The 22734-nt window shown below is 63.7% G+C and carries 18 protein-coding genes and 1 pseudogene; 9 read left to right on the plus strand and 10 right to left on the minus strand.

Features of this window, described 5'->3' with window-relative positions; all coding sequences use genetic code 11:
• Nucleotides 1–110: 110 nt before the first annotated feature.
• The gene (locus tag NMG70_RS10855; RefSeq protein WP_254024467.1) at nt 111–374 is read left to right on the plus strand and encodes a DUF6460 domain-containing protein; all 264 of its coding nucleotides are present in this window, start codon (nt 111–113) and stop codon (nt 372–374) included.
• Between the two features lie 35 nt (nt 375–409).
• Here the strand turns inward: NMG70_RS10855 and NMG70_RS10860 are convergent, their stop codons facing one another.
• The gene (locus NMG70_RS10860) at nt 410–1312 is read right to left on the minus strand and encodes a histone deacetylase family protein (RefSeq protein ID WP_254024468.1); all 903 of its coding nucleotides are present in this window, start codon (nt 1310–1312) and stop codon (nt 410–412) included.
• Between the two features lie 112 nt (nt 1313–1424).
• On the opposite strand from NMG70_RS10860, the gene NMG70_RS10865 reads away from it, so the two are divergent.
• Nucleotides 1425–2777, plus strand: a complete 1353-nt coding sequence (locus NMG70_RS10865; RefSeq protein WP_254024469.1) for an MATE family efflux transporter — start codon at nt 1425–1427, stop codon at nt 2775–2777.
• A gap of 12 nt (nt 2778–2789) precedes the next feature.
• Here NMG70_RS10865 and NMG70_RS10870 read toward each other — a convergent pair whose 3' ends face one another.
• Both NMG70_RS10870 and NMG70_RS10875 read right to left on the minus strand, forming a co-directional pair.
• Nucleotides 2790–3866 (minus strand): quinone-dependent dihydroorotate dehydrogenase, encoded by a 1077-nt coding sequence (locus tag NMG70_RS10870; RefSeq protein WP_254024470.1) that lies wholly within the window; start codon nt 3864–3866, stop codon nt 2790–2792.
• Nucleotides 3863–4213, minus strand: coding sequence for a DUF952 domain-containing protein (locus tag NMG70_RS10875; RefSeq protein ID WP_254024471.1), 351 nt, complete (start codon nt 4211–4213; stop codon nt 3863–3865). Before NMG70_RS10875 ends, NMG70_RS10870 begins: the two co-directional genes overlap by 4 nt.
• Nucleotides 4214–4381: 168 nt before the next feature.
• Here NMG70_RS10875 and NMG70_RS10880 point away from each other — a divergent pair, with 168 nt between their 5' ends.
• Both NMG70_RS10880 and NMG70_RS10885 read left to right on the plus strand, forming a co-directional pair.
• Complete coding sequence (locus NMG70_RS10880) at nt 4382–4819, plus strand: hypothetical protein (protein ID WP_254024472.1); 438 nt, start codon at nt 4382–4384, stop codon at nt 4817–4819.
• Nucleotides 4820–4943: 124 nt separating this feature from the next.
• Entirely contained in the window at nt 4944–5603 is a 660-nt protein-coding gene (locus NMG70_RS10885) for a response regulator transcription factor (RefSeq protein ID WP_254024534.1), read from the plus strand.
• 10 nt (nt 5604–5613) lie between these two features.
• On the opposite strand, the gene NMG70_RS10890 is transcribed toward NMG70_RS10885, so the two are convergent.
• Entirely contained in the window at nt 5614–9102 is a 3489-nt protein-coding gene (locus NMG70_RS10890; protein ID WP_254024473.1) for a hybrid sensor histidine kinase/response regulator, read from the minus strand.
• Between the two features lie 232 nt (nt 9103–9334).
• On the opposite strand from NMG70_RS10890, the gene mscL reads away from it, so the two are divergent.
• Both mscL and NMG70_RS10900 read left to right on the plus strand, forming a co-directional pair.
• Entirely contained in the window at nt 9335–9754 is a 420-nt protein-coding gene (gene mscL / locus NMG70_RS10895; protein ID WP_254024474.1) for a large conductance mechanosensitive channel protein MscL, read from the plus strand.
• Nucleotides 9755–9864: 110 nt separating this feature from the next.
• Entirely contained in the window at nt 9865–11031 is a 1167-nt protein-coding gene (locus NMG70_RS10900) for a pyridoxal phosphate-dependent aminotransferase (protein ID WP_254024475.1), read from the plus strand.
• A gap of 294 nt (nt 11032–11325) precedes the next feature.
• Here the strand turns inward: NMG70_RS10900 and hemA are convergent, their stop codons facing one another.
• Complete coding sequence (gene hemA, locus NMG70_RS10905; protein ID WP_254024476.1) at nt 11326–12603, minus strand: 5-aminolevulinate synthase; 1278 nt, start codon at nt 12601–12603, stop codon at nt 11326–11328.
• A 279-nt stretch (nt 12604–12882) separates the two neighbouring features.
• On the opposite strand from hemA, the gene galE reads away from it, so the two are divergent.
• The 3 genes from galE (at nt 12883) to NMG70_RS10920 (ending at nt 17431) form a co-directional block, all read left to right on the plus strand.
• Complete coding sequence (gene galE / locus NMG70_RS10910) at nt 12883–13878, plus strand: UDP-glucose 4-epimerase GalE (protein WP_254024477.1); 996 nt, start codon at nt 12883–12885, stop codon at nt 13876–13878.
• 113 nt (nt 13879–13991) lie between these two features.
• Nucleotides 13992–15242 carry a D-amino acid dehydrogenase gene (locus tag NMG70_RS10915; protein WP_254024478.1) on the plus strand — a complete coding sequence of 417 codons (1251 nt, stop codon included), beginning with the start codon at nt 13992–13994 and terminating at the stop codon, nt 15240–15242.
• 362 nt (nt 15243–15604) lie between these two features.
• Nucleotides 15605–17431: an alanine racemase gene (locus tag NMG70_RS10920; protein ID WP_254024479.1), complete on the plus strand. Its 1827-nt coding sequence runs from the start codon at nt 15605–15607 to the stop codon at nt 17429–17431.
• Nucleotides 17432–17495: 64 nt separating this feature from the next.
• On the opposite strand, the gene NMG70_RS10925 is transcribed toward NMG70_RS10920, so the two are convergent.
• The 5 genes and pseudogenes from NMG70_RS10925 to NMG70_RS10945 all read right to left on the minus strand — a co-directional run bounded on the left by NMG70_RS10925 (nt 17496) and on the right by NMG70_RS10945 (nt 22692).
• Nucleotides 17496–18866: an FGGY-family carbohydrate kinase gene (locus NMG70_RS10925; RefSeq protein WP_254024480.1), complete on the minus strand. Its 1371-nt coding sequence runs from the start codon at nt 18864–18866 to the stop codon at nt 17496–17498.
• A pseudogene (locus NMG70_RS10930) lies at nt 18863–19179 on the minus strand (L-rhamnose mutarotase). The gene NMG70_RS10925 and the pseudogene NMG70_RS10930 overlap by 4 nt, the downstream one beginning before the upstream one ends.
• On the minus strand, nt 19179–20180 hold the full coding sequence (locus NMG70_RS10935; protein WP_254024481.1) for an ABC transporter permease: 1002 nt from the start codon (nt 20178–20180) through the stop codon (nt 19179–19181). The pseudogene NMG70_RS10930 and the gene NMG70_RS10935 overlap by 1 nt, the downstream one beginning before the upstream one ends.
• Entirely contained in the window at nt 20177–21154 is a 978-nt protein-coding gene (locus NMG70_RS10940) for an ABC transporter permease (RefSeq protein WP_254024482.1), read from the minus strand. The genes NMG70_RS10935 and NMG70_RS10940 overlap by 4 nt, the downstream gene beginning before the upstream one ends.
• Nucleotides 21151–22692, minus strand: a complete 1542-nt coding sequence (locus NMG70_RS10945) for a sugar ABC transporter ATP-binding protein (RefSeq protein WP_254024483.1) — start codon at nt 22690–22692, stop codon at nt 21151–21153. The genes NMG70_RS10940 and NMG70_RS10945 overlap by 4 nt, the downstream gene beginning before the upstream one ends.
• Nucleotides 22693–22734: the final 42 nt, after the last annotated feature.

Genomic DNA, 22734 nt, shown 5'->3' on the forward strand with positions numbered 1-22734 from the left:
TCGGCAAAGCGCCGACCGCAGCAACTGAGCGATCACCTTGATGCCGGGCGACCAAGTGCGTATTTCTGATTCTGTGCCCGAATCGGGGCAACCGAATCTGGAGACACGCCTTGTCCGCACTGACGCGCTTTCTCGGCGACACGCCGCTCCGGGTGCTCCTGAAGCTGTTGGTGGTATCGTTCCTCGTCGGCCTTGTCATGAACGCTTTCGGCTGGTCGCCGATAGATGTGCTCTACGGCATCCGCAATTTCTTCGTCGATCTCTGGAACCTGGGATTCCGCGCTATTGACCGTTTCCTCGGCTACATCCTGCTGGGCGCGGCGATCGTCATTCCGGCCTTCATCCTGCTCAGGATCGCCAACTATCGAAAGTAGAACATGACCCGAAGGTCGGCGTAGCAAAAAAGCCGTCAGGCGAAGCCTGAGGCCGTTTCGAACAGGATGGCATGGCGCGCGGCCAGAGCCGCCACGTCAGTCGAATAGCCGCCGCCGATGACGCCGCAGACCGGGATTCCGAGCGCGCGGAAATGGCGGATCACCATGTCGTCGCGGGCGCGCAGGCCCTCGTCCGACAGCGACAACCTGCCAAGCCGGTCCTCGGCATGAACGTCGACCCCGGCATTGTAGAAAACGATGTCCCAGCGCGCCATGGCGGTGAGTTCCGGCAGGATATCGCCCAACCTTTGCAGATAGGCCGCATCGCCGGTGCCATCGGGCAGGGCGATGTCGAGGTCGGAAGCGATCTTTCGCGTCGGATAGTTGCGGTCGCCATGCATGGAAAAGGTGAACACGCGCCGTTCACCACCCAGAATGTCCGCCGTGCCGTCGCCCTGATGCACGTCGAGATCGACGATCAGGATGTTGCCGACGGCAGCTTCGGCAAGCAGCAGCAGTGAAGCCACGGCAACATCGTTGAAGGTGCAGAAGCCGGCGCCCTGTGCGCGCCGCGCATGATGGCTGCCGCCGGCGGCATTGCAGGCGATGCCGTTCAGCAACGCCAGCCGCGCTGCCAGCACCGTGCCGCCCGTTGCGAGCTGCGCCCTGAGCGAGACGCGCGGGCCCACCGGAAAGCCGATCTCGCGCTCGATTTTTTCAGGCACTTCGCAGGCCAGCACCTGGTCGACATAACCGGCGGCATGGGCAAGCTTCAGCCATGATGCCGGCGCCGGTTCGGGCATGTTGAGAGCGGCGGGGCCAGTCAGTCCGCGCGCGCCCAAGGCTTCCATCAGCAGCTTGTATTTGCTCATGGGGAAGCGATGGTTGACTGCGAAACCGGCGTCGTAGTCGGGATGATGAACGATCTGCAGGGGCATTTGGGTGGTTTACGGCGGGTGCGCCAGAGGCGGGTTTCGGTTGGCCGTGGCGGGATGAGTGGTTGCGCGGCGTCCGGAATCTGGGCCACATCGGCTGTTCGATCAAGCCACGATGGGGAAGCGGATCCTGGATCAGGTGTCAGCAGCGGCCAACGGCCGGTCTTTCGTCGTCACCAACCGCTCGGTGCTCGCCATCGCGGTGCCGATGACGCTTGCCTATCTGACGACGCCGCTGCTCGGCATCGTCGACACTGCGGTGGTCGGGCAGTTGGGCGACGCTGCCCTTCTCGGCGGCCTGGCGGCGGGCGCCCTGGTCTTCGACGTCGTCTTTACCTCCTTCAATTTCCTGCGCTCCGGCACCACCGGTCTCGTCGCCCAGGCGCTCGGACGCGGCGACGAACTGGAGGAACAGGCGGTGTTCTGGCGCGCCGTGCTGATCGCGGTCGTCGCCGGCATTGTGTTTGCCGCACTTGCGCCACTGGTCGCCATCGCCGGACAATGGTTCATGAGCGCCGAGCCGCGCGTCAGCGAGGCGATGGCCGTCTATATCCGCATCAGATTGCTCGCCGCGCCTTTCTCGCTGATCAACTACGCCATCCTCGGCTATGTGCTGGGGCGCGGCGAGGGCGGGCTGGGACTGATGCTGCAATTGGTGCTGAACGGCATCAACATTGCGCTCTGCATCCTGCTGGGGCTGGAGCTCGGCTGGGGCGTCGCCGGCGTGGCCTGGGCGACCGTCACCGGTGAATTCGTCGCCATGCTGCTTGGCCTGGCGATCATCGGCCGGCGTTTCTGGGCAGCGCCCCGGCTGCCGCGCCATCGCATCCTCGACCTGTCGGCATTCCTGCGCATGATGTCGCTCAACCGTGACATCATGATCCGGTCGTTTTCGCTGCTCGCCGCTTTCGCGCTGTTCACCCGCCAGGGCGCACAGTTCGGCACGGTGACGCTGGCCGCCAACGCGGTGCTGATGAACTTCTTCCTCATCGCCGGCTATTTCCTCGACGGTTTCGCCACGGCGGCCGAACAGCTCGCCGGGCGTGCCGTGGGCGCGCGTGCCGCGATGCAATTCCGGCAGGCGGTGCGGTTGACCCTGTTCTGGGGCTTCGGATTGGCGGCCACGGCGACGCTTGTCCTTTTGCTGGGCGGTACTGATCTGGTCGCCCTGATCACGACGTCGGAAGATGTACGCGCCGTTGTCGACATCTATCTGCCCTGGGCGGCGTTCACCGCGCTGAGCGGCGTGCTGGCGTTTCAAATGGATGGCGTCTTCATCGGCGCGACCTGGTCGCGCGACATGCGTAACATGATGCTCTTGTCGTTCCTTGTCTTCAGCGCGGCCTTGCTCATCCTGGCCCCGGCCTTCGGCAATCACGGCCTGTGGGCGGCGCTGCACGTCTTCCTGCTGGTGCGCGGCTTCAGCCTGCTTGCCATTTTGCGCGTGCGGATGCGGACTGCGTTTTAGAGCAACTTCGGGTTAGAGCGGCTTGGACGACCATTGATCGAGGCTGGTATCGCGCAACTCGCGCAGCGATTTGAGCCGTTGCATGTCCGCGAACCGGACCATCCCGCCAAGAATGCGGCCCGGCAGTGCTGGCCCAGCATAGATCATGCCGGTGTAGAGCTGGACGAGATCGGCGCCGGCGCGGATCTTTTCCAGCGCCGTCTCAGCCGAATCGACGCCGCCGACGCCGATGATGGCGTGGTCCGGGCCAAGCAGTTTGCGCATCTTGGCCAGCACGATGGTCGAGCGTTCGAACAGCGGTTTTCCCGAAAGCCCGCCGGTCTCGCCGGCAAGATCGGCGCTGCGCAGCCCCGGCCGCGCGGTGGTGGTGTTGGAGACGATGACACCGTCTATTGCCTTCTCGGTAACCTCGGCGGCGATATCCTCCAGCTCGGCCTCAACAAGGTCCGGCGCGGTCTTGAGGAAAACGGGCGGCTGCGCAGCAGCTGCCGTACGTGCGGCCATGACGCGCGACAGGAGCTCGCCAAGCTGTTCGCGGGCCTGCATGTTGCGCAGACCAGGCGTGTTCGGCGAGGAGATGTTGACCGTCAGGTAGCTGGCGTATGGCGCAAACCTGACAACGCCGCGTTCATAGTCACTGACGCGGTCGGTGCTGTCTTTGTTGGCGCCGATATTGACGCCGACGATGCCGGCGCGGCCCTTGCGGGCAGCAAGCCGTTCTTCGGCAGCTTCGTGACCCTCATTGTTGAAGCCCAGCCGGTTGATCACCGCTTCGTCTGACGTCAGCCGGAAAATGCGCGGCTTCGGGTTGCCGGCCTGCGGCCGCGGCGTGATCGTGCCGACCTCGGCAAAGCCGAAGCCGAGGCCAAGCAGCGCATCGGGAACCTCGGCGTTCTTGTCGTAACCGGCAGCCATGCCGAGCGGATTGGGGAAATCGATGCCGCAGATGCGGACTTTCAACCTGTCGTCGCGCACGGGGCGTCGGGCGACGGGCAGCCCGCATTTCAGCGCGGCGATCGACAGGCCGTGGGCGGCTTCCGGATCGAATGCGAACAGGAATCTCTGGCCGAGCCGGTCGAGCACACTCATTCGGCCTCCAGCGCCGGGAATTGGTGCAGGCCGTCGGTGCCGAGCGGCAAGGATTGCACCCAGACAACGGCCTTGAGGTCGAGCGGGCCGTAAAGATGCGGGAACAGCGCGCCGCCGCGCGAGATCTCGTATTTCAGCGCATCACCCAGTCTGACTCCATCAACGGCGACCAGCAGCAGTCCGGTCTGGCCGGCAAAGTGTTTTGCCGCCGTTTCCTCCGCCTGGTCGGCGGTGGAAAAATGGATGAAGCCGTCGGCGAGGTCGACCGGCGCGCCGGTGAAGCGGCCATCTCTTTCGGCCTCGCGCCACAGCGGTTCAGGTACTATCTTGTAGATAATCTGAGACATGGTTGCGCTATAGTCCGAACCAATCGTACGGGGAAGAGGCAAGCAGGTTCCGGAAAAGTGTCACACGGTTTTCCGACAAGAACCTGCGTCAAGATAAAAGCCAGGGTTCTTCCCCATTTCCGGCGCAAACATGCGATAAATTGCGCTTACTGGCCTATGGAGGACAAAATGCGTCCGCAGCACGTCTTGATTCCCGCAGCACTCGTCTCGCTCGTCGCGGCATCAGCCTTTTCCGAGGAGACCGACCGCTACCGACTGGAAAAGTCGGCCAACGGCTATGTCCGCATGGACACGCAGACCGGTGCGATGTCGATCTGCGAGGAGCGTTCCGGCCAACTCGTCTGCAAGATGGCGGCCGATGAACGCGCCGCCTTCCAGGACGAGATCGACCGGCTGCAAAATTCGGTGAAGGCGCTCGACCAGCGCGTCGTCAAGCTCGAGAACTCGCTTGCCGCCCGCTTTGAGTCGACATTGCCCAGCGAGGAGGATTTCAACAAGACGATGAGCTACATGGAGCGCTTCCTGCGCAGCTTCATGGGCATCGTCAAGGACATGGAAAAGGACAGCGGCGAGGATGGCGCCAGGCCCAATTCGCAAAAAACCTGAGCACCGTTCGCCGGGGAAACCCGGCGCACAGCTTGCCGCTTGAAAACGGCTGATATCGCCGCATAATCGTTCGACTGATCCCGTAAGAAGCAGACAATCATCAATGGGATTCGGGGAGGGTCATGTGCCGCCAGGCTACACTTTCGTCATCGCTGACGATCATCCGCTTTTTCGCGGCGCGCTGAGAGAGGCGCTTGCCGGCATCGGCGACGTCGCCGGCATTCACGAGGCTGGCGATTTCGACAGCGCCAAGGCGCTGGTCGTGGCCAATGAGGAAGTCGATCTGGTGCTGCTCGACCTGTCGATGCCGGGCGCCAGCGGCCTTTCCGGTCTGATCTCGCTGCGCGGCATCCATCCGACGGTGCCGCTGGTGGTGGTGTCGGCACATGACGACCCGGTAACCATCCGGCGTGCGCTCGACCTTGGTGCCTCGGGTTTCATCTCCAAATCGGCCAGCATGGAGGAGATCCGCAGCGCTGTGCAGTCGGTGCTTGCCGGCGACATCGCTGCGCCCACCGGCATCGATCTCGGCGTCGAGCGCGATCCCGAAATATCCGATCTGATCAAGCGGCTGCAGACGCTGACGCCGCAGCAGACGCGCGTGCTCGGCATGCTGGCCGAAGGTCTGCTCAACAAGCAGATCGCCTACGAGCTCGGTGTCTCCGAAGCGACGATCAAGGCGCATGTCTCGGCCATTCTGCAGAAGCTTGGCGTCGACAGCCGCACCCAGGCGGTGATCCTGCTGTCCAAGATCGGCAGCGACCCGCTGCCGGCGGCCGGCTGACCCTCCGGCTTTACTCCGCCGCCGACGCCAGCGGCCTGACCCTCGCCATCATCGAACGCAGCACCGCTGGTTTGAGCGGCTTGTTGATCACCGGCACGTCCAGCCTGCCGGCGCTGGCGCGCACCTCGCTCGAGCGGTCGGCGGTGACCAGCACAGCCGGCGTGTCATGGCCATGGATAGCGCGCAGTTTGGCGATCGCGTCGAGGCCGGTCTCGCCGTCGAGATGATAGTCGGCAAGCACGATGTCGGGTCGACGCATGCCGGACCCCTCGAGATCCCCTGAGCCGGCAAACGTGTCGACGCTGCAGCCCCAGCCTTCGAGCAGCAGCCGCATGCCGTCGAGGATGCGGGCATCGTTGTCGATGCAGAGCACGCGCAGCCCGGCAAGCGAAGCAGCAGTGCGGACCGGCGCCCTGGCCTCGATCTCGCGCCGCGGCTCCTGCACTGCCGCGACCGGCAGGATGACGGAAAAGCGCGTGCCCTTGCGCGGGCTTGAAAAAATCTGGAGTTCAAGGCGCAAGACGCGAGCGATGCGGTCGACGATGGAAAGGCCGAGCCCGAGGCCGTCAGCTTCGCGCGCACCCTCGTCGAGCCGGGTGAATTCGTGAAAGACCGTGTTCAGCTTGTCGGCGGCAATGCCGATGCCGGTGTCGATCACCTGTATCTCGGCCAGTTCGCCGCGCCGCCGCACGCCTACCAGGATGCGGCCATGGCGGGTGTATTTGATGGCGTTCGACACCAGGTTCTGGATCAGGCGGCGTAGGAGATTGCGGTCGGTCGTCACGCTGAGCGATGATGGCATGATCGTCAGGCTGAGTTTCTTCTCGGCGGCAAGCGGCTGAAAGTCGTTGCCGATCTGGCGCAGCAGTTCGTCCAGGCTGAAGGCCGTATCGTCCGGTTTCATCGCGCCAGCGTCGAGACGGGAAATGTCGAGGACTGCGCCGAGAATGGTCTCGACCGATTCCAGCGAGGATTCGATGTTGGTTGCGGCCTTGCCCGCAGGTCCCTTGCCGGCCTTTTCGATCAGCGACGAGCAATAGAGACGAGCAGCGTTCAGCGGTTGCAGGATGTCATGGCCGGCGGCAGCGAGGAAGCGGGTCTTGCCGAGATTGGCCTCCTCCGCCAGCATCTGCGCCTGTGCCAGCTCCTCGTTGACGCGGGTCAGTTCGACGGTGCGGTTCTTGACGCGCTGTTCAAGCGTTTCATTGGCGCGCTTCAGCGCCAGGTCCTGCTCGACGCGCCCGGAAATGTCGGCATAGGTGGCTACGATGCCGCCATCCGGCATCGGGTTGGAGCGCAATTCCAGGATGCGGCCGCTGGTCTTCAACTCCATCTGCCAGGGGCTGACGAAACTGGTGAGGCGGTTGAGCATCGCCACCCGCTGGTCGGCCGGAATGTCGCCACGCTCGGCCAGGTGGCGCAGGATGCGGTCGAGCGAGACGCCGACCTGGCCCATCTCGTCGGGCAGGTCGAACAGCGCCCGATATTGGCGGTTCCAGCAGATCAGCCGGAAATCCCTGTCGAAGACGGTGATGCCCTGTTCCATCTGGTCGAGCGCGATCTGCAGCAGGTCGCGATTGTGCTGCAGCGCCTCGGTGGCGTCGTCGAGCAGGCGGAAGGCGTCCTTCGCCTCTCGATCGTTGCGGCGCAGCAGCAGCGACAGGATCAGCCGCGCCGAAGAGGAGCCGACGGCACTTGCCAGAAGCTGCTCGGAGAAACGGATGACGTCCATGCTGGCCTGCTCGTTGCCGTGCAGCGAAGCGCCGTTGCTCTTTTCGAACGACTGAAAGGACCGTTCAGTGCGTTCGACGCCGAGATAGCGCGCGATGGTGTCCTTCAGGTCGTTAACGGTGACGGTGGTGCGGAAGCGGCGCAGGCTCGGCATCGGGCTCGCCTCGCGCGGCACGAAAATCGACGCCTGGATGCGCTCCAGCGGCACCGACGCGCGCGACAGCGAGCCTAGCACGAAGAACAGCGTGTTGACCGACAGGCTCCACAGGACGCCGTGGTTCAGCGGCTCGGCGACGGTGCCGAACAGCGCTTGCGGCCGCAGTGCTTCGAAACCGAACAGGCCGTGGACGACGATGCCGGTGTCGGACGCGGCGAGCGAAGGCAGCAGCAGCGTGTAGCTCCAGACGACGATGCCGGCGACCATGCCGAGCGCCGCCCCCCTGCCGTTGGCGCCGCGCCAGATCAGTCCGCCGATCAAGGCCGGCGCGAACTGCGCGATCGCGGCGAAGGACATCAGGCCGATCGAGGAGAGCCGCGCGCTGTCGGTGCTCTCGCGATAGTAGAGGAAGGCGATGAATAGCATGATGAAGATCGCCGCCCGTCGCACGTTGAGGATAAGCGCTGACCAGTCCTCGTTCTCGGACGTCGTGGTCTTGAGCAGGCGACGCACGAACAGCGGAATGACGAGATCGTTGGAGATCATGATCGACAGCGCGACGCTTTCGACAATCACCATCGCGGTCGCCGCCGACAGGCCGCCGATGAACGCCGCCATGGCCAGCACATCGTGACCGCTGAGCAGCGGCAGCGACAGGACATAGAGATCGCTGCTGGTTCTGGTGCCGACCAGCGCCAGGCCGGCGAGCGCGATCGGCAGCACGAAAAGGTTGATCGCCACCAGATAGAGCGGAAACACCCAGGTCGCGGTGCGCAGTTCGGCCTCGCTGCGGTTCTCGACGATGGTGACGTAGAACTGGCGCGGCAGCATGATGATGGCGAAACCGCTCAAACATGTCAGTACCAGCCAGGTGGCGAGCGAGGTGCTGTAGTCCATCGCTTGCTGAACTTGCGAATTCTGGGCGAGTTTGTCGACCATATCGCCCAGGCCGCCGAAGATCAGGAACGTCACCATCAGGCCGATCGCCAGGAAGGCGGCGAGCTTGACCACGGTTTCGACCGCTACTGCCAGCATCAGCCCGTCCTGGTGTTCGGTGGCGTCGGCATGGCGCGTGCCGAACAGCACCGCAAACAGCGCAAGCAGCATGGCGACGACCAGCGAGATGTCGCTGACGAAAGGATCGAAGGAAGGTGGCGAGCCGGTATAATGCTCGACCATCAGGCTGACCGAGCCGGAAATCGCCTTCAACTGCAGCGCCATATACGGCACCGCGCCGATCGTCGCGATCAGCGTGGCGATCGCTGCCACGGTAAAACTCTTGCCGTAGCGGGCGCCGAGGAAGTCGGCGATCGAAGTGATCTTCTCTGTCTTGGCCAGCCTGACGATGCGCCGAAGCAGCGGAAAGCCGAACACGAACACCAGCACCGGGCCGATATAGATGCCGAGGAACTCAAGGCCGCGCTCGGACGAAAGGCCGACCGAACCGAAGAATGTCCAGGAGGTGCAGTAGATCGCCAGGCTGAGCGCATAGATGAAGGGCCGGGCCCGGTCAGGCCCGGATGTCGTAGAGCGCCGGTCGCCGAGGCTGGCGATGACGAACAGCAACGTCACATAGGCGATCGCGATGATGACGATGAACCAGCCCTGCACGGCCTGAAAATCCTCCCTTGCCAGCTTTGCATCCGGCCTGCTGAGACGCAATCACAGCTTGGCGATCAAGTCCATCGCGGCTTTCGGCGCAGGATGGCCGCGGCTTGGGGAATTTTGGCCGGCGGGGACGGGCTTTTGTCGATGCTGCAACCGCAGGTTTTTGCTATTGTGCCAGTGGAGCCAACGAGAGGGCGAAGGCGGCGGCCTGCCCCGTCAGAACAAGGAGGGTCGAATGCTGAAAGAATTCCAGGAATTCATTTCCCGAGGTAATGTCATGGACCTGGCCATCGCCGTCATCATCGGCGCTGCCTTCAGCAAGATCGTCGATTCCCTGGTTGACGACATCATCATGCCGATAATCGGGGCGATTTTCGGCGGACTCGACTTCAACAACTATTTCCTGCCCTTGTCCTCCGCCGTCAACGCCACATCGCTTGCAGACGCCAAAAAGCAGGGCGCAGTCTTCGCCTATGGCAGTTTCATCACCGTGGCGTTGAATTTCCTGATCCTCGCCTTCATCATCTTCCTGATGGTCAAGGCGGTGAACAATCTGCGCCGGCGGCTGGAACGGGAAAAGCCCGTCACCCCTGCCGCTCCGCCTGCCGATGTTGCGCTGCTCACCGAAATTCGCGATCTCCTCGCCAGAAAATAATCCGAAGACAGATTGCCTGGACCAAAACCCCGGTCGATTTCGGCCGGGTTTTCTATTCTCGCCGGTCGTAAAACACGCTAGCAGTCCAGCAGACGAAAACGGATCTACCCATGACCCTGATCGAGAATTTGCGCGCCGAGGCCCGGGCCGCGCCGGAAAGCGGCATTGTCGCCGTCATGAACCGCGGCCGCGACCGCGACGGCATGATCCCGCTCTGGGCCGGCGAGGGCGACCTGCCGACGCCTGCCTTCATCACCGATGCCACTGCCCGGGCGCTGGCTGGCGGCGAGACCTTCTATACCTGGCAGAAAGGCATCCCCGAGCTGCGGCAGGCGCTCGCCCGCTATTACGTCAGGCATTTCGGCAAGAGCTTCGCCGAGGAAGAATTCATCGTCACCGGTTCGGGCATGCATGCCATCCAACTGGCGATCGATGCCGTCGCCGGGAAGGGGGACGAGCTCGTCTATCTGTCGCCGGCCTGGCCGAACTTCGCCGCCGCCGCCGGCGTGGCGGGCGCCGTCCCGGTCGCTGTAACGCTCGACCAGTCCGGCAATGGCTGGTCCTGCGACGTCGGCAAGATCGAGGCGGCGATCACGCCAAGGACAAAGGCGCTGTTCGTCAACACGCCGTCCAACCCGACCGGCTGGACTGCCGACACGGAGACGCTGCAGGCGATCCTCGACCTTGCCCGCGAGAGGAACTTGTGGATCATCGCCGACGAGATCTATTCGCTGTTCCACTACGGCCAGGGCCGCGCGCCGTCCTTCATCGACATCATGGCCGACGAAGATCGCATCCTGTTCGTCAACAGTTTTTCCAAGAACTGGGCGATGACCGGCTGGCGGGTCGGCTGGATCAAGACCCATCCTTCGCTGCAACAGGTGTTCGAGAACCTGGTCCAGTATTCGACCTCCGGCGTTGCTCAGTTCATGCAGCGCGGCGCGGTCGTCGCCCTCGACGAGGGTGACGCCTTCATCGTCGAGCAGGTGGAGCGGGCAAGGGCGGCGCGTAACCTGGTCTGCAGCATCCTGGCTGCGACCGGCAGGGCACGCTTCACCGTGCCGCAGGGCGCGTTCTATCTGTTCTTCGCGGTCGACGGCATCACCGATTCACGCGCCGCCGCCTTCGACATCGTCGACCGCGCCAATGTCGGTCTGGCGCCCGGAACCGCATTCGGTCCCGGCGGCGAAGCCTTTCTCAGGCTATGCTTCCACCGCCGCCTCGACCAGCTCGAGGAAGCCGCGCACCGGCTGGCGAAGTGGATGAAGAGTGTGTGAGAGTCAGGTCCGCCCGGGGGTGCGCAAGCATCTGGATCGCTGCACTCCTCGGCCACTGTAACGGCATGGATCCTAGGGTCTGCGCTCCGCTTCGCGTTCGCTCGCTCTAGGATGACGAAGCGAAGGGAGGGTTCCAGCCAATCTCCGACGTCCGCGATTTGCCTTATGCATCACGCGTTCGTCATTCTAGGGCGGAGCAGGAGCGAAGCGACGTCGCGGAGACCCTAGGATCCATGCCGTGACCTTCGAATGCCGCGGCGTCGAAGAACAAGACGGCACCCGCGGCGGCGACCTTCAGCCGCCGGACTTCGGCACCAGCAGCGGAATGACGCGGTCGCTTTCCCTCACCGCCGGCCGGCCCGCAGAACCGTAAGAGATACCCAAAGCATCCCAGGTCTCGACCAGCGCGTCCTGAAGTTCCGCGATCAGATGATCCGAATGGAACGGCGTCGGCGTGATGCGCAGCCGTTCGGTGCCGCGTGGCACGGTCGGGTAGTTGATCGGCTGGATGTAGATGCCGTGGATGCCGAGCAGGCGGTCGCTGGCCATCTTGCAGAGCTCGGGATCGCCGACGAGCAGCGGCACGATGTGGGTAGCGGAGTCCATCACCGGCAGGCCGGCGGCGGTAAGAACCTGCTTGGTCCGCGTCGCCTGGCGCTGCTGCGCGGCGCGCTCGGCCTGCGAGCGCTTGAGATGGCGGATCGACGTGGTCGCCGCGGCGGCAATGGCCGGCGGCAGCGCCGTGGTGAAGATGAAGCCCGGCGCATAGGAGCGCACGGCATCGATCACCGCACTTGTGCCGGTGATGTAGCCGCCGAGCGTGCCGAATGCCTTGGCCAGCGTGCCTTCGATGATGTCGATACGGTCGGCCAGCCCTTCGCGCTCGGTGATGCCGCCGCCGCGCGGCCCATACATGCCGACGGCATGGACCTCGTCGATATAGGTCATGGCGTTGTAGCGCTCGGCAAGTTCGACGATCTGTTTGATCGGCGCGATGTCGCCATCCATCGAATAGACGCTCTCGAAGACGATCAGTTTGGCGCGTTCGCGGCCCGCCGCCTGCAGCAGGCTTTCGAGATGCGCAACGTCGTTGTGGCGGAAGATCTTCTTCTCGGCGCCCGAACGCCGCACGCCCTCGATCATCGAGGCATGGTTCAACTCGTCCGAGACGATCAGGCAGTTGGGCAGAAGCCGTGCAATGGTCGAGATCGAGGCTTCGTTGGAGACGAAGCCGGAGGTAAAGACGAGCGCGGCTTCCTTGTCGTGCAGGTCGGCCAGTTCCAGTTCGAGCTCGACCAGCGGATTGCTGGTGCCGGAGATGTTGCGGGTGCCACCGGCGCCGGATCCCATCTTGCCGGCGGCGTTCTGCATCGCGGCGATGACGTCTGGGTGCTGGCCCATGCCGAGATAGTCGTTGGAGCACCAGACGGTGATTTCCTGGGCGCGGCCGTTGGCACGCCAGATGGCGCGTGGGAATTTCCCCACGATGCGCTCGAGGTCGGCGAAGATGCGGTAGCGACGCTCGGCGTGGAGCTGGTCGATCGCGTCTTCGAAGAACCGCTGATAGTTCATTTCGGCTTCCCAATTTTTGCGTGGGATCATAATCATTGCCCTATTCGACGTCTACTTGGCCTTTTTGGTCAAAATGCCACGCCCCAAGCCTGTTCCTAACGGCCACGGATCATGGCCTATTCCCTTGATGTGGATCAATTTTGTTTCAGGACGATGCCATGCACCGACGAGAATGGTTACCAGGCACTGATGGGCATGGACCAATGGCCTGGCGGCAGGCTTTCCAGTAGGGCGGGTGTTGAGACAGTTTCCGATAAATCTTGAGCAGCGAGGACGCGGATGACGGTTTTGGTGACAGGCGGCGCCGGCTATATCGGCAGCCATATGGTCTGGGAACTGCTGGACGCGGGCGAGACCGTTGTCGTCCTCGACCGGCTTTCGACCGGGTTTGAGTGGGCGGTGGCGCCGGAGGCAAAGCTCGTCGTCGGCGATATCGCCGACAAGGAGCTGGTCGGCGGGGTCATCCGCGACAATCATGTCGACGCGATCATCCATTTCGCCGGCTCCATCGTGGTTCCCGAATCGGTCGCCGACCCGCTCGGCTATTACGAGAACAACACCTGCAAGACGCGCACGCTGATCGAGACCGCGGTGCGCGAAGGCGTGCCCAATTTTATCTTCTCCTCGACCGCCGCCGTCTATGGCGGCGCCGGGCTGGAGCCGGTGCGCGAGGATGCGCGCCTTGCACCGGAATCGCCCTACGGCCTGTCCAAGCTGATGAGCGAATGGATGCTGCGTGACGCCGCGATCGCCCACGGCTTGCGCTATACGGCGTTGCGCTATTTCAACGTCGCCGGCGCCGATCCGAAGGGCCGCACCGGCCAGTCGACGCCGGGCGCCACGCATCTGATCAAGGTCGCCTGCGAGACGGCGCTCGGCAAGCGTCCCTTCATGCAGGTGTTCGGCACAGACTATCCGACGCCCGACGGCACCTGCATGCGCGACTACATCCATGTCAGCGATCTGGCGGCGGCGCATCGGCTGGCGCTGGAACGGCTGCGCGCCGGGGGGACAAGCCTCGTCGCCAATTGCGGCTACAGCCACGGCTATTCGGTGCTCGAGGTGATCGACAGCGTGCGCCGCGTCTTTGGCCATGATTTCGACGTGCGGATCGGCGAGCGCCGTCCGGGCGACGCCGCTGCGGTGGTTGCCAACTCGGAGCTGGCGCGCAGCGAACTCAGTTGGACCCCACAACGTGATGACCTCGACCGGATTGTCGCCGACGCGCTGGCCTGGGAGCGTATCCTGACCGGCAAGAATTCGGCGCGGAGCTGAAGTCCCGGTTTTTCCTCCGTGGGCTCGTAGATCGAGCGTAGAAGCGCTATTGAAGGAGCTGCGCGGCTGAAGCGTGGAGGCGTTTCGGCCGTATTTGATCCTTTGGGGGCGGCATGAAGATATTGGTCCTTGGCGCTGGCGTCGTCGGCACGGCGGCGGCCTACTATCTGGCGAGCGACGGCCACGAGGTGACCGTCATCGAGCGCCATCCGATGGCGGCGCGAGGCACCAGCCAATCGAATGCCGGCCTGGTGTCGCCCGGCGACGCCACCGCCTGGGCCTCGCCCAATGCGCTGAAGACGTTTTTGCGCGCGCTCTACAACCACGATCTCGGCATCAAGGTGCGGCTGCGCTTCGATCCCTATTTCTTCGCCTGGAGCCTGCGCTTCCTGCGCCAATGCACGCATGCGCGACTGCGCGCCAACACCGACATCAAGCTGCGCCTGGCGCTTTATTCGCGCGACTGCATCAACGCCATCTCGGCCGACACCGGCATTCACTATGACGAGCGCAAGAAGGGCATTCTCTATTTCTTCCGCTCGCAGCACAGTTTTGATGCCGGCACCGACAATTACCGCTATCTCGCCGAGCACGGTCTGCCGATCGAGATCGTCAGCCGCGAGCGGCTGGTTGAGCTCGAGCCCGGCCTTGCCGGCGCAAGGGACAGAATAGCCGGCGGCGTCTATTCGCCGATCGACCAGACCGGCGACTCCAGCCAGTTCACCCGAAACCTGGCTGCCTACGCCGCCGAGAAGCTCGGCGTTCAATTCCTCTACGGCACGACGGTCGAAGGCCTCGACATCGAAGGTGATCGGGTGCGCACGGTGATGACCTCGGCTGGTCCGATAACAGGCGACGCCGTGGTCATCTCGATGGGGCCGGAGAGCGGTCTGCTCGGCCGCCGCTACGGCATCGACCTACCGGTCTATCCGGTCAAGGGCTACACCGCGACCGTGCCGCTGGAGGACGAGAGCAAAGGGCCGACCATGGGCGGCGCCGACGAGGATCAGCTCATCGGTTATTCCAGGCTCGGCAACCGGCTGCGGCTTGCTTCGACAGCCGAGTTCACCGGCTTCGACCGCACCCACAAGCCGAGCGATTTCGCCGCCATGTTCAAAGCCGGCAACGAGCTTTTCCCCGGCGCCTTCGACGAGAACAAGGCCGAGCTCTGGGCCGGTCTGCGGCCGATGATGCCGAACTCGGTGCCGGTCATCGGCCGGGCGCGCTACAGCAATCTTTATCTCGACACCGGCCACGGCCATGTCGGCTGGACCATGGCCTGCGGCTCGGGAAAATTCCTCGCCGATGTGGTCGCCGGCCGCAGGCCGGAGATCGACCCGCAAGGTCTGGTCTATGTCAATTGAGGGGGAATTAACCGTCGTGTCGGCACCGGGTCCATTCGCCCAGCACCCACTCGGCAAGCCAGCCGCGTTCAAGCTCGCCAATCTGCGTCAGATTATCTTGCCTGACGGTGAGATGCCTGAAGCCGACAATTTCGAAATCTCCGCAGTCTGCGGGATGGTCCTGCTCGCCACAGGTTAGTTGCCACTCGCCATCGAGATGACGAATGACCAGTGTGATTGGCCTCTCTGAGCGAAAGACGTGCCCACATACAAGAGCCCTTGTTTCCGGCATGAACACGACCCATTCGGATATTAATTCTCGCCAGCTACGATACCGGAGAAGATAAATGCGCCTAGTACCGTGCACAATTTCTGAGTAAAAAATGTCCGGACCGCAAGTCGCCATCGACCTTGGCCGTATCGAGCGCAATGCGCGCACGATCGTCGACCGCTGCGCCCTGTCCGGCATCAAGGTATTCGGCGTCACCAAGGGAACTTGCGGCATGCCGCAGGTGGCGCGCGCCATGCTGCGCGGCGGCGTTGCCGGCATCGCCGAATCGCGGTTCGAAAACATCCGCCGGCTGCGCGACAGCGGCATCAATACGCCTATCATGCTGCTGCGTAGTCCGCCGATGGCGCGCATCGAGGAGGTGGTCCGCACCGTCGACATTAGCCTGCAATCCGAGCTCGCCACCATCCGCGAGCTATCGCGCATCGCCGAGCGCATGGGCCGCGTCCACGACATCATGCTGATGATCGATCTCGGCGATCTCCGGGAAGGCATCTGGCCGAACGACCTCATCCCGACGGTCGAGCGGATACTGGCGCTCAAGGGCGTGCGCATCGCCGGCATCGGCACCAATCTCGGCTGCTTCGGCGCCATCATGCCGACGCAGGAAAATCTCGGGCAACTCGTCGCCCATGCCTACAAGACCGAGCGTCTGTCCGGCGCAAGGCTCGACTGGATCTCAGGCGGCGCGTCATCGTCGCTGACGCTGCTGCTCGAGGACAGGCTGCCCGCCGGCATCAACAATCTGCGGATCGGCGAGGCGATCCTTCAGGGTGGCGTCGAGACCTTCCGCGAGAAGCCGTGGGCCGAACTCGAACCCGATGCCTGCCGGCTGACCAGCGACATCATCGAGGTCAAGCTGAAGCCGTCGCGGCCGATCGGCCAATCCGGCTACGACGCTTTCGGCAACCAGCCGGTGTTTGCCGACGATGGCGACAGGTTGCGCGCCATCGCCAATATCGGCCGCGAGGATGTGTTGATCGAAGGTTTGACGCCGATTGCCAAGGGCGTGCGGGTGCTCGGCGCCTCCAGCGACCATCTGCTTCTCGACGTGACCGATGCCGAGCCGCCACCCGCCGTCGGCGATCGTGTCGCTTTCCGCATGAGCTATGGCGCCATGCTGCTGGCGATGACCTCGGAATATGTCGAAAAGGCACCAATGCACGACGTCGAGGATTTCTCCGGCCGCAAGATGGTGTCGATATCTGCCGAACCGGCGGCGGCATGCATCCTGGCCAGTGAGGCGACCGGCGCCCGGCTGGAGGCGATGAATTTCGATGTCGTCGAACTGGCCGATATCGAGCGGCCGCCGTCCGGCTTGGTCCGCCTCAGCGCCGGCAGCGACCGGCGCATCGCCCACAAGGCGCTGACGGTGACCGCGCGGGCGACGCACTCCTTCGGTTTGATCTGGATCGACTCCATCGCGGCCCTGATGCCCGAGGACGAAGACGGCATCGACCTGCCGGAACGTTCGGTGCTGGCGCGGACGCTGGGTCTCGACCACAAGCCCGGTGCGCTGCAGCCACAACTGTCGCCGGAAAATGTCGTCATTGTCGGTTTGCGCCATGCCGATCCGGCCGAGGCGCGGGTGCTGAAGGATTCGCGCGTCTGCGCGTTCACCATGACCGACATCGACGCCATGGGCATGCGCGACGTGATGCACGAGGCGATCCGCATCGCCACATCCGGCACGCAAGGCTTCCATGTCAGCTATTCGCCTGATGTGACCGAATTCGCCGGCTGGGCGGCGGGCTCCGGCGGCATCACGATGCGCGAAACGCATCAGGCGATGGAGGCAATCGCGCTGTCCGGCGGGCTGTTGTCGATGGACGTTTCCGGCCTGACGTCAGGTTTGGAACTGCGATTGGCGGCGGAAACGGTCAACTTCGTCATGTCGGCGTTTGGCAAGCGGATTCTCTAAGCATGATCCCGAACGAAGGACCGCGTCAGCGACCGGTTTTCGGAAAAGATCATGCTCAAAAATGTCAGCTACGCGTATCGACCGCCGCGCGCCATGAACGTGCATAATCCGCCCAGGCTGGGTCGGCCGCCGGTTTGATCTTTTCGCCCTTCCCCTGGACCGTTCCTTGGTCCGACGTCAGCAAGGCGGCGCCGATGCTGGTGCCGGTTGCGGCCTCCGACGCAATGACGGGGCGCACTGTCGCCGCTGCCAGCATGCTGACAAAAAGCCGGTTGCGGGCGAATGGGCCCTCGACAATTGTCGGGCCGCCGGCGCCGATCAGATCGAGGCAGGTCGCGGTCATCAGCGCCAGGTAGAAAGAGATGGCGGCAAAGCTCTGGCCGTTGCTGATCCCGTCGGCGTTTAGCCACGCGGCGCTGTGATGCGGGAACGGCCCCGAGCCCTGTTGGGTCGAAGGCAGCAGCGACGTCTTCCGCGCAAGCACTGTGGCGATATCCTCTTCGGTCCAGTCTTCCGATTGGCCTTCCGTCAGCAGCGAAAACTCACGGCCGCCCATGAAGCGTGCCGATGGCACGGGATTGCCGAGTGCATTGACGTTGACCAGCGTGTCGCGGGCCGGGTCGAGTGTGACCTTGTTGCCGCCAACCGCCATCGACACCACCCAGGTGCCGGTCGAGACGACCGAGAAGGGCGGCGTTTCGGAGAGGAGATGCGGCAGCAGCGAGGCATTTGAATCATGCAGCCCGCAAAATACCGGCGTTTGCGGATCGAGCCCGGTCCGTATCGCAAGCGCGGGCAGGATCGGGCCGAGGCGATCCTTCGCCCGCCGCACCGGCGCCATCAGATGGCGCCATTGCATCTTGTCGACCAGCGACGAAAAATCCGCCTTCCACGGTTTCCACAGATCGGTGTGGCAGCCAAGCGAGGTCGCTTCGTTGGCGGCGACGCCGGTCAGGCGCAAGGCCCAGTATTGCGGGTACATCAGCATCACGGCGGCCTTGGCGAAATCCGCCGGGAAGCGCTTCTGCTGCCAGAACAGCTGCGCGCCGAGATTGAGGCCGACCGGCAGGCGCGGCGTGCCCGTCTCGGCGAAGGCCGGACGGATCGTGTCATAGTCCTCGGCAAGGGCGTCGGGCCCGGCAAATTCATAGTCGAGCACCGGCAGCGCCAGTTCGCCGGCAGCGTCAACCAGCACGCCCGTCGCGCCATGGGTGGTGATCGATATCGCTCCGATGCGCTGTTCGCGATTGATCTCGGCGAGGCTGTCGAGGATGAACGACCACAGGAGCTCGACATCGTGGTGCGGGTAGCGACCGTCAAGAACAGGCGCATTCGCCATGCGGCGCAGCGCAACTTCGCCCACATCGGCGAGGTCGACCAGCGCCACCTTGGCGTTGGTCTTGCCAATATCGATGACGGCGACGTGGCGGGTCATTCCATATGGAACATGGTTTCCAGCGGCACCGCCACCGGCTCGTTATCAGGCCTGGTCTCCATCATATGGCCATCTCGGCCCTCCAGCGCTGCATCAGCTTGTGCTTCGGCAATTCGTCCATGCCATGGTCGTCGCGCCGCCACAGCACGCCCAACAGTATGTTTGTCTCTTCGTCGAGATGGATCGAATAATCGGAAACGCCGGCCTGTCTGAGCAGCGCCACCAGCGACGGCCAGATCTCGTCGTGGCGCCTTTTGTATTCGGCCTTCATCCCCGGATTGAGCTTCATCTTGAACGCGTATTTTTCGGCCATCAGGTAAAACGCTCCCGCCGCACCCGCCGCCAGACGATGGGCAGCGCGATGACGATGATCAGCAGCAGGCCGATGAAGATCGACATAACGATGCCGGGCACGTTGAGCAGCCCCAAGCCAAAAGTCACCAGCCCCATGATGAAGGCGGCGAGCACCACGCCCACAATGCTGCCGGCGCCGCCGAGGATGCTGACGCCGCCAAGCACCACCATGGTGATGACTTCCAATTCGTAGCCTTGCGCGATCGATGGCCGGGTCGAGCCGAGCCGCGAGGTGATCAGCACCGAGGCGATGCCCGCCATCAGTCCGGTCAGGCAGAACAGGATGAATTTGATGCGGCCGACGCGCACGCCGGAAAACTGCGCCGCGACCGGGTTGTTGCCGATGGCGAAGACGCGGCGGCCGAAGCTCGTCCGGTGCAGAAGGAACCAGTAGATGACCGCCGCGACGAGGAACAGCGTCAGCTCGAACGACACCACCCACCAGACATAGCCCTGGCCGAAGAAGGCGAAGCTAGAGGGATGGCCTTTGTAGGCCTGATCGCCGAGGACGATGAAGGCGATGCCGCGAAACAGGCTCATCGTGCCGATGGTGACGACGATCGACGGCAGGCCGAGCCTGGTGACGAGCAGCCCGTTGAAGGCGCCGCAGCCGAGCCCGACCAGGATGCCGATCGCCACCAGCACCGGTGTGCCGGCGCCGGCCTGCACCGCCATGCCCATCATCGTTGAGGCCAGCGCGATGATGGCGGCGACCGACAGGTCGATCTCGCCGGAAATGATCAGCAGCGCCATGGCAAGCGCGATCAGCGCCTTTTCGGTGAAGTTGAAGGTCAGGTCCGACAGCGACCACGCGTCGAGGAAATAGGGCGAGGCGAAGCTGTTGACGGCAAAGATCGCGACCGCCACCGCGACCAGCAGCGCCTCCCATGAGTAGATCGCCGAGTTGAGCGGCGTGTCGAGCCGGTCGGGAATGTGGCGCGGGGCTGGGGTGTCGGTCATCCCGCTTCCGCCTTCTTGAGGATGATACGACCTTGCCGGCGTTCGCCGCGCGCGTTGAGCACCACGGCCAGGATGATGGCGCTGCCCGAAATCGCCATCTGCCAGAACGGCGAGATGTTGATGACCGGCAACGCATTGGAGATGATGCCGAGGAACAGCGCACCGAGCACCGCGCCGCCGACCGAGCCGATGCCGCCGGCGATCGAGATGCCGCCGATGACGCAGGCGGCGATGATGTTGAGCTCGTAGCCATTGGCGACCTCGACCGAGGCGATGACATAGCGCGAGATCCAGAGATAGCCGCACAGACCAGCGGCCATCCCCGAGATGCAGAAGACGATGAACTTGGTGCGGCCGACATCGATGCCGGCGTAGACCGATGCGGTCGGATTAACGCCGATGGCATAGATCGAGCGGCCGAGCGCGGTGCGCGTCATCAACAGGAAGAACAAGGCGATGACCAGTATGGCGATCCACGACAGCACCGGAATGCCGAGGAAAGCCGCGCGCTGCAGGCCGATGAAATCAGGGCTCATCTGGTCGGCATTGACCCAGGCGCCGCCTGAAATGACGAAGGTGGCGCCGCGATAGATGGTGAGCGTGCCGAGCGTCACCACGATCGAGGGAATGTTCAGCCGCCATACCAGCACGCCATTGATGGCGCCGAGCACCAGGCCGACCAGAAGGGCGATGACGATCAGCAGTGGGATCGGGATTGCCGGATGCGCTGCGTTCAGCATCGCCACCACCATGCCGGTGAAGCACAGGCTCGACGCCATCGACAGGTCGATCGAGCGGGTCAGGATCACCACCATCTGACCCAGCGCCAGGATCATCAGGATCGAGGTGTCGTTGAACACCTGGCGCAGATTGCCGAAGGCGGCAAAGCCCGGAAAGCGCATCGAGATCAGCCCGATCAGCACGACGATTGCCGCGAGCAGCCAGACTTCGCGATATTTCAGAAAAGCCTTCATGCCGCGATCCCTGCTGCCGTCTTGACCAGCGTTTCGGCGTCGAGCCCCTTATTGTCATAGATCGAGGCGATGCGGCCCTCGCGCATGACCACGACGCGGTCGGACATGCCGAGGATCTCGGGCAGTTCGGACGACACCATGATCACCGACAGGCCTTGAGCGACGAGCTCAGCCATGAAGCCGTGCACGGCGGCTTTCGAGCCGATGTCGATGCCTTTGGTCGGCTCATCGAGGATGATCACCTTGGGCGCCGTCGCCAGCCATTTGGCGATGACGATCTTCTGCTGGTTACCGCCCGACAGCGTGCCGACATCCTGGCTGAGCGAGGCGGCGCGCAGGTCGAGCCGCTCGGTGTAGGCACGGGCCAGCGCGAACTCTTCCGCCAGTTGCAACACACCTGATTTGGACGTGCGCTTGAGCGAGGGCAGCGAGATATTCTGGAAGATCGGCAGGCCGATCACCACGCCTTGCTTGCCGCGTTCTTCCGGCACATAGACGATGCCGGCGTCGATCGAATCCGCCGCCGATTTCGGCATGATCGACTTGCCTTCCAGCGTGATGGTGCCGCTGCTGGTGCGGGTGATGCCTGATATCGCCTGCATCACCTCGCTGCGCCCGGCGCCGACAAGGCCGTAGAAGCCGAGGATCTCGCCTCTGTGCAGCTCGAAGCCGATGTCGTCGAACTCGGTCGGGTGCGACAGGCCCGAGACGGCAAGCACCGGCGCGCCGATCTCGGCCTTGCGCTGCGGAAAGATGTGATCGACGGCACGGCCGACCATCATGCGCACGATCTGGCTCTGGCCGGCATCCCTGATCAGGCCTTCGCCGACCATCTCGCCGTCGCGGAACACCGTATAGCGGTCGGCGATGCGGTAGATCTCGTCGAACTTGTGGCTGATGAACAGGATCGCCTTGCCTTCGCTCTTCAGAAACTCGACCAGCAAAAACAGCTCCTCGATCTCCTTCAGCGACAGCGCTGCGGTCGGCTCGTCCATGATGACGATCTGGGCATCGATCGACATGGCGCGGGCGACGGCGACGAGGTGCTTGTTGGCGATGCCGAGGTCCCTCAGCCGCGCATCGGCGTCGATGTGGCCGGCGCCCATCGTATCAAGGACTTCACGGGCATTCTTGCGCATGGTGCGCCAGTCAATGGTGCCGAAGCGCGATCGCGGCGCATGGCCGAGAAAGATGTTTTCGGCCACCGTCAGGTCGTCGAACAGCACGGTTTCCTGATGGATGGCGGTGATGCCGTGCCCGAAGGCGGCATGCGCGCTGGGCAAGGTGACAGCCTGGCCATCGATACTGATGGTCCCTGTGTCAGGCTGGTAGATGCCTGTCATGATCTTGACCAGCGTCGACTTGCCGGCGCCGTTCTCGCCGATCAGCGCGGTTACCTGGCCGGGGTACAGCGACAGGCTGACATCGTGCAGCGCGCGCACGCCGGGAAAACTCTTCGAGATGCCGGCCAGGGTCAGGCGCGGAGCGGCAGCCAAAGGCTGCTCGGTGGTCGGGTCGAGTTGGGCTGTCGTGTCCATGGTCGTATCAAGCCCTGAAGCAGGTCCGTTTGAGGACGCGGC

The organism is Mesorhizobium ventifaucium, from assembly GCF_935822925.1.
GTDB classification, from domain to species: domain Bacteria; phylum Pseudomonadota; class Alphaproteobacteria; order Rhizobiales; family Rhizobiaceae; genus Mesorhizobium; species Mesorhizobium ventifaucium.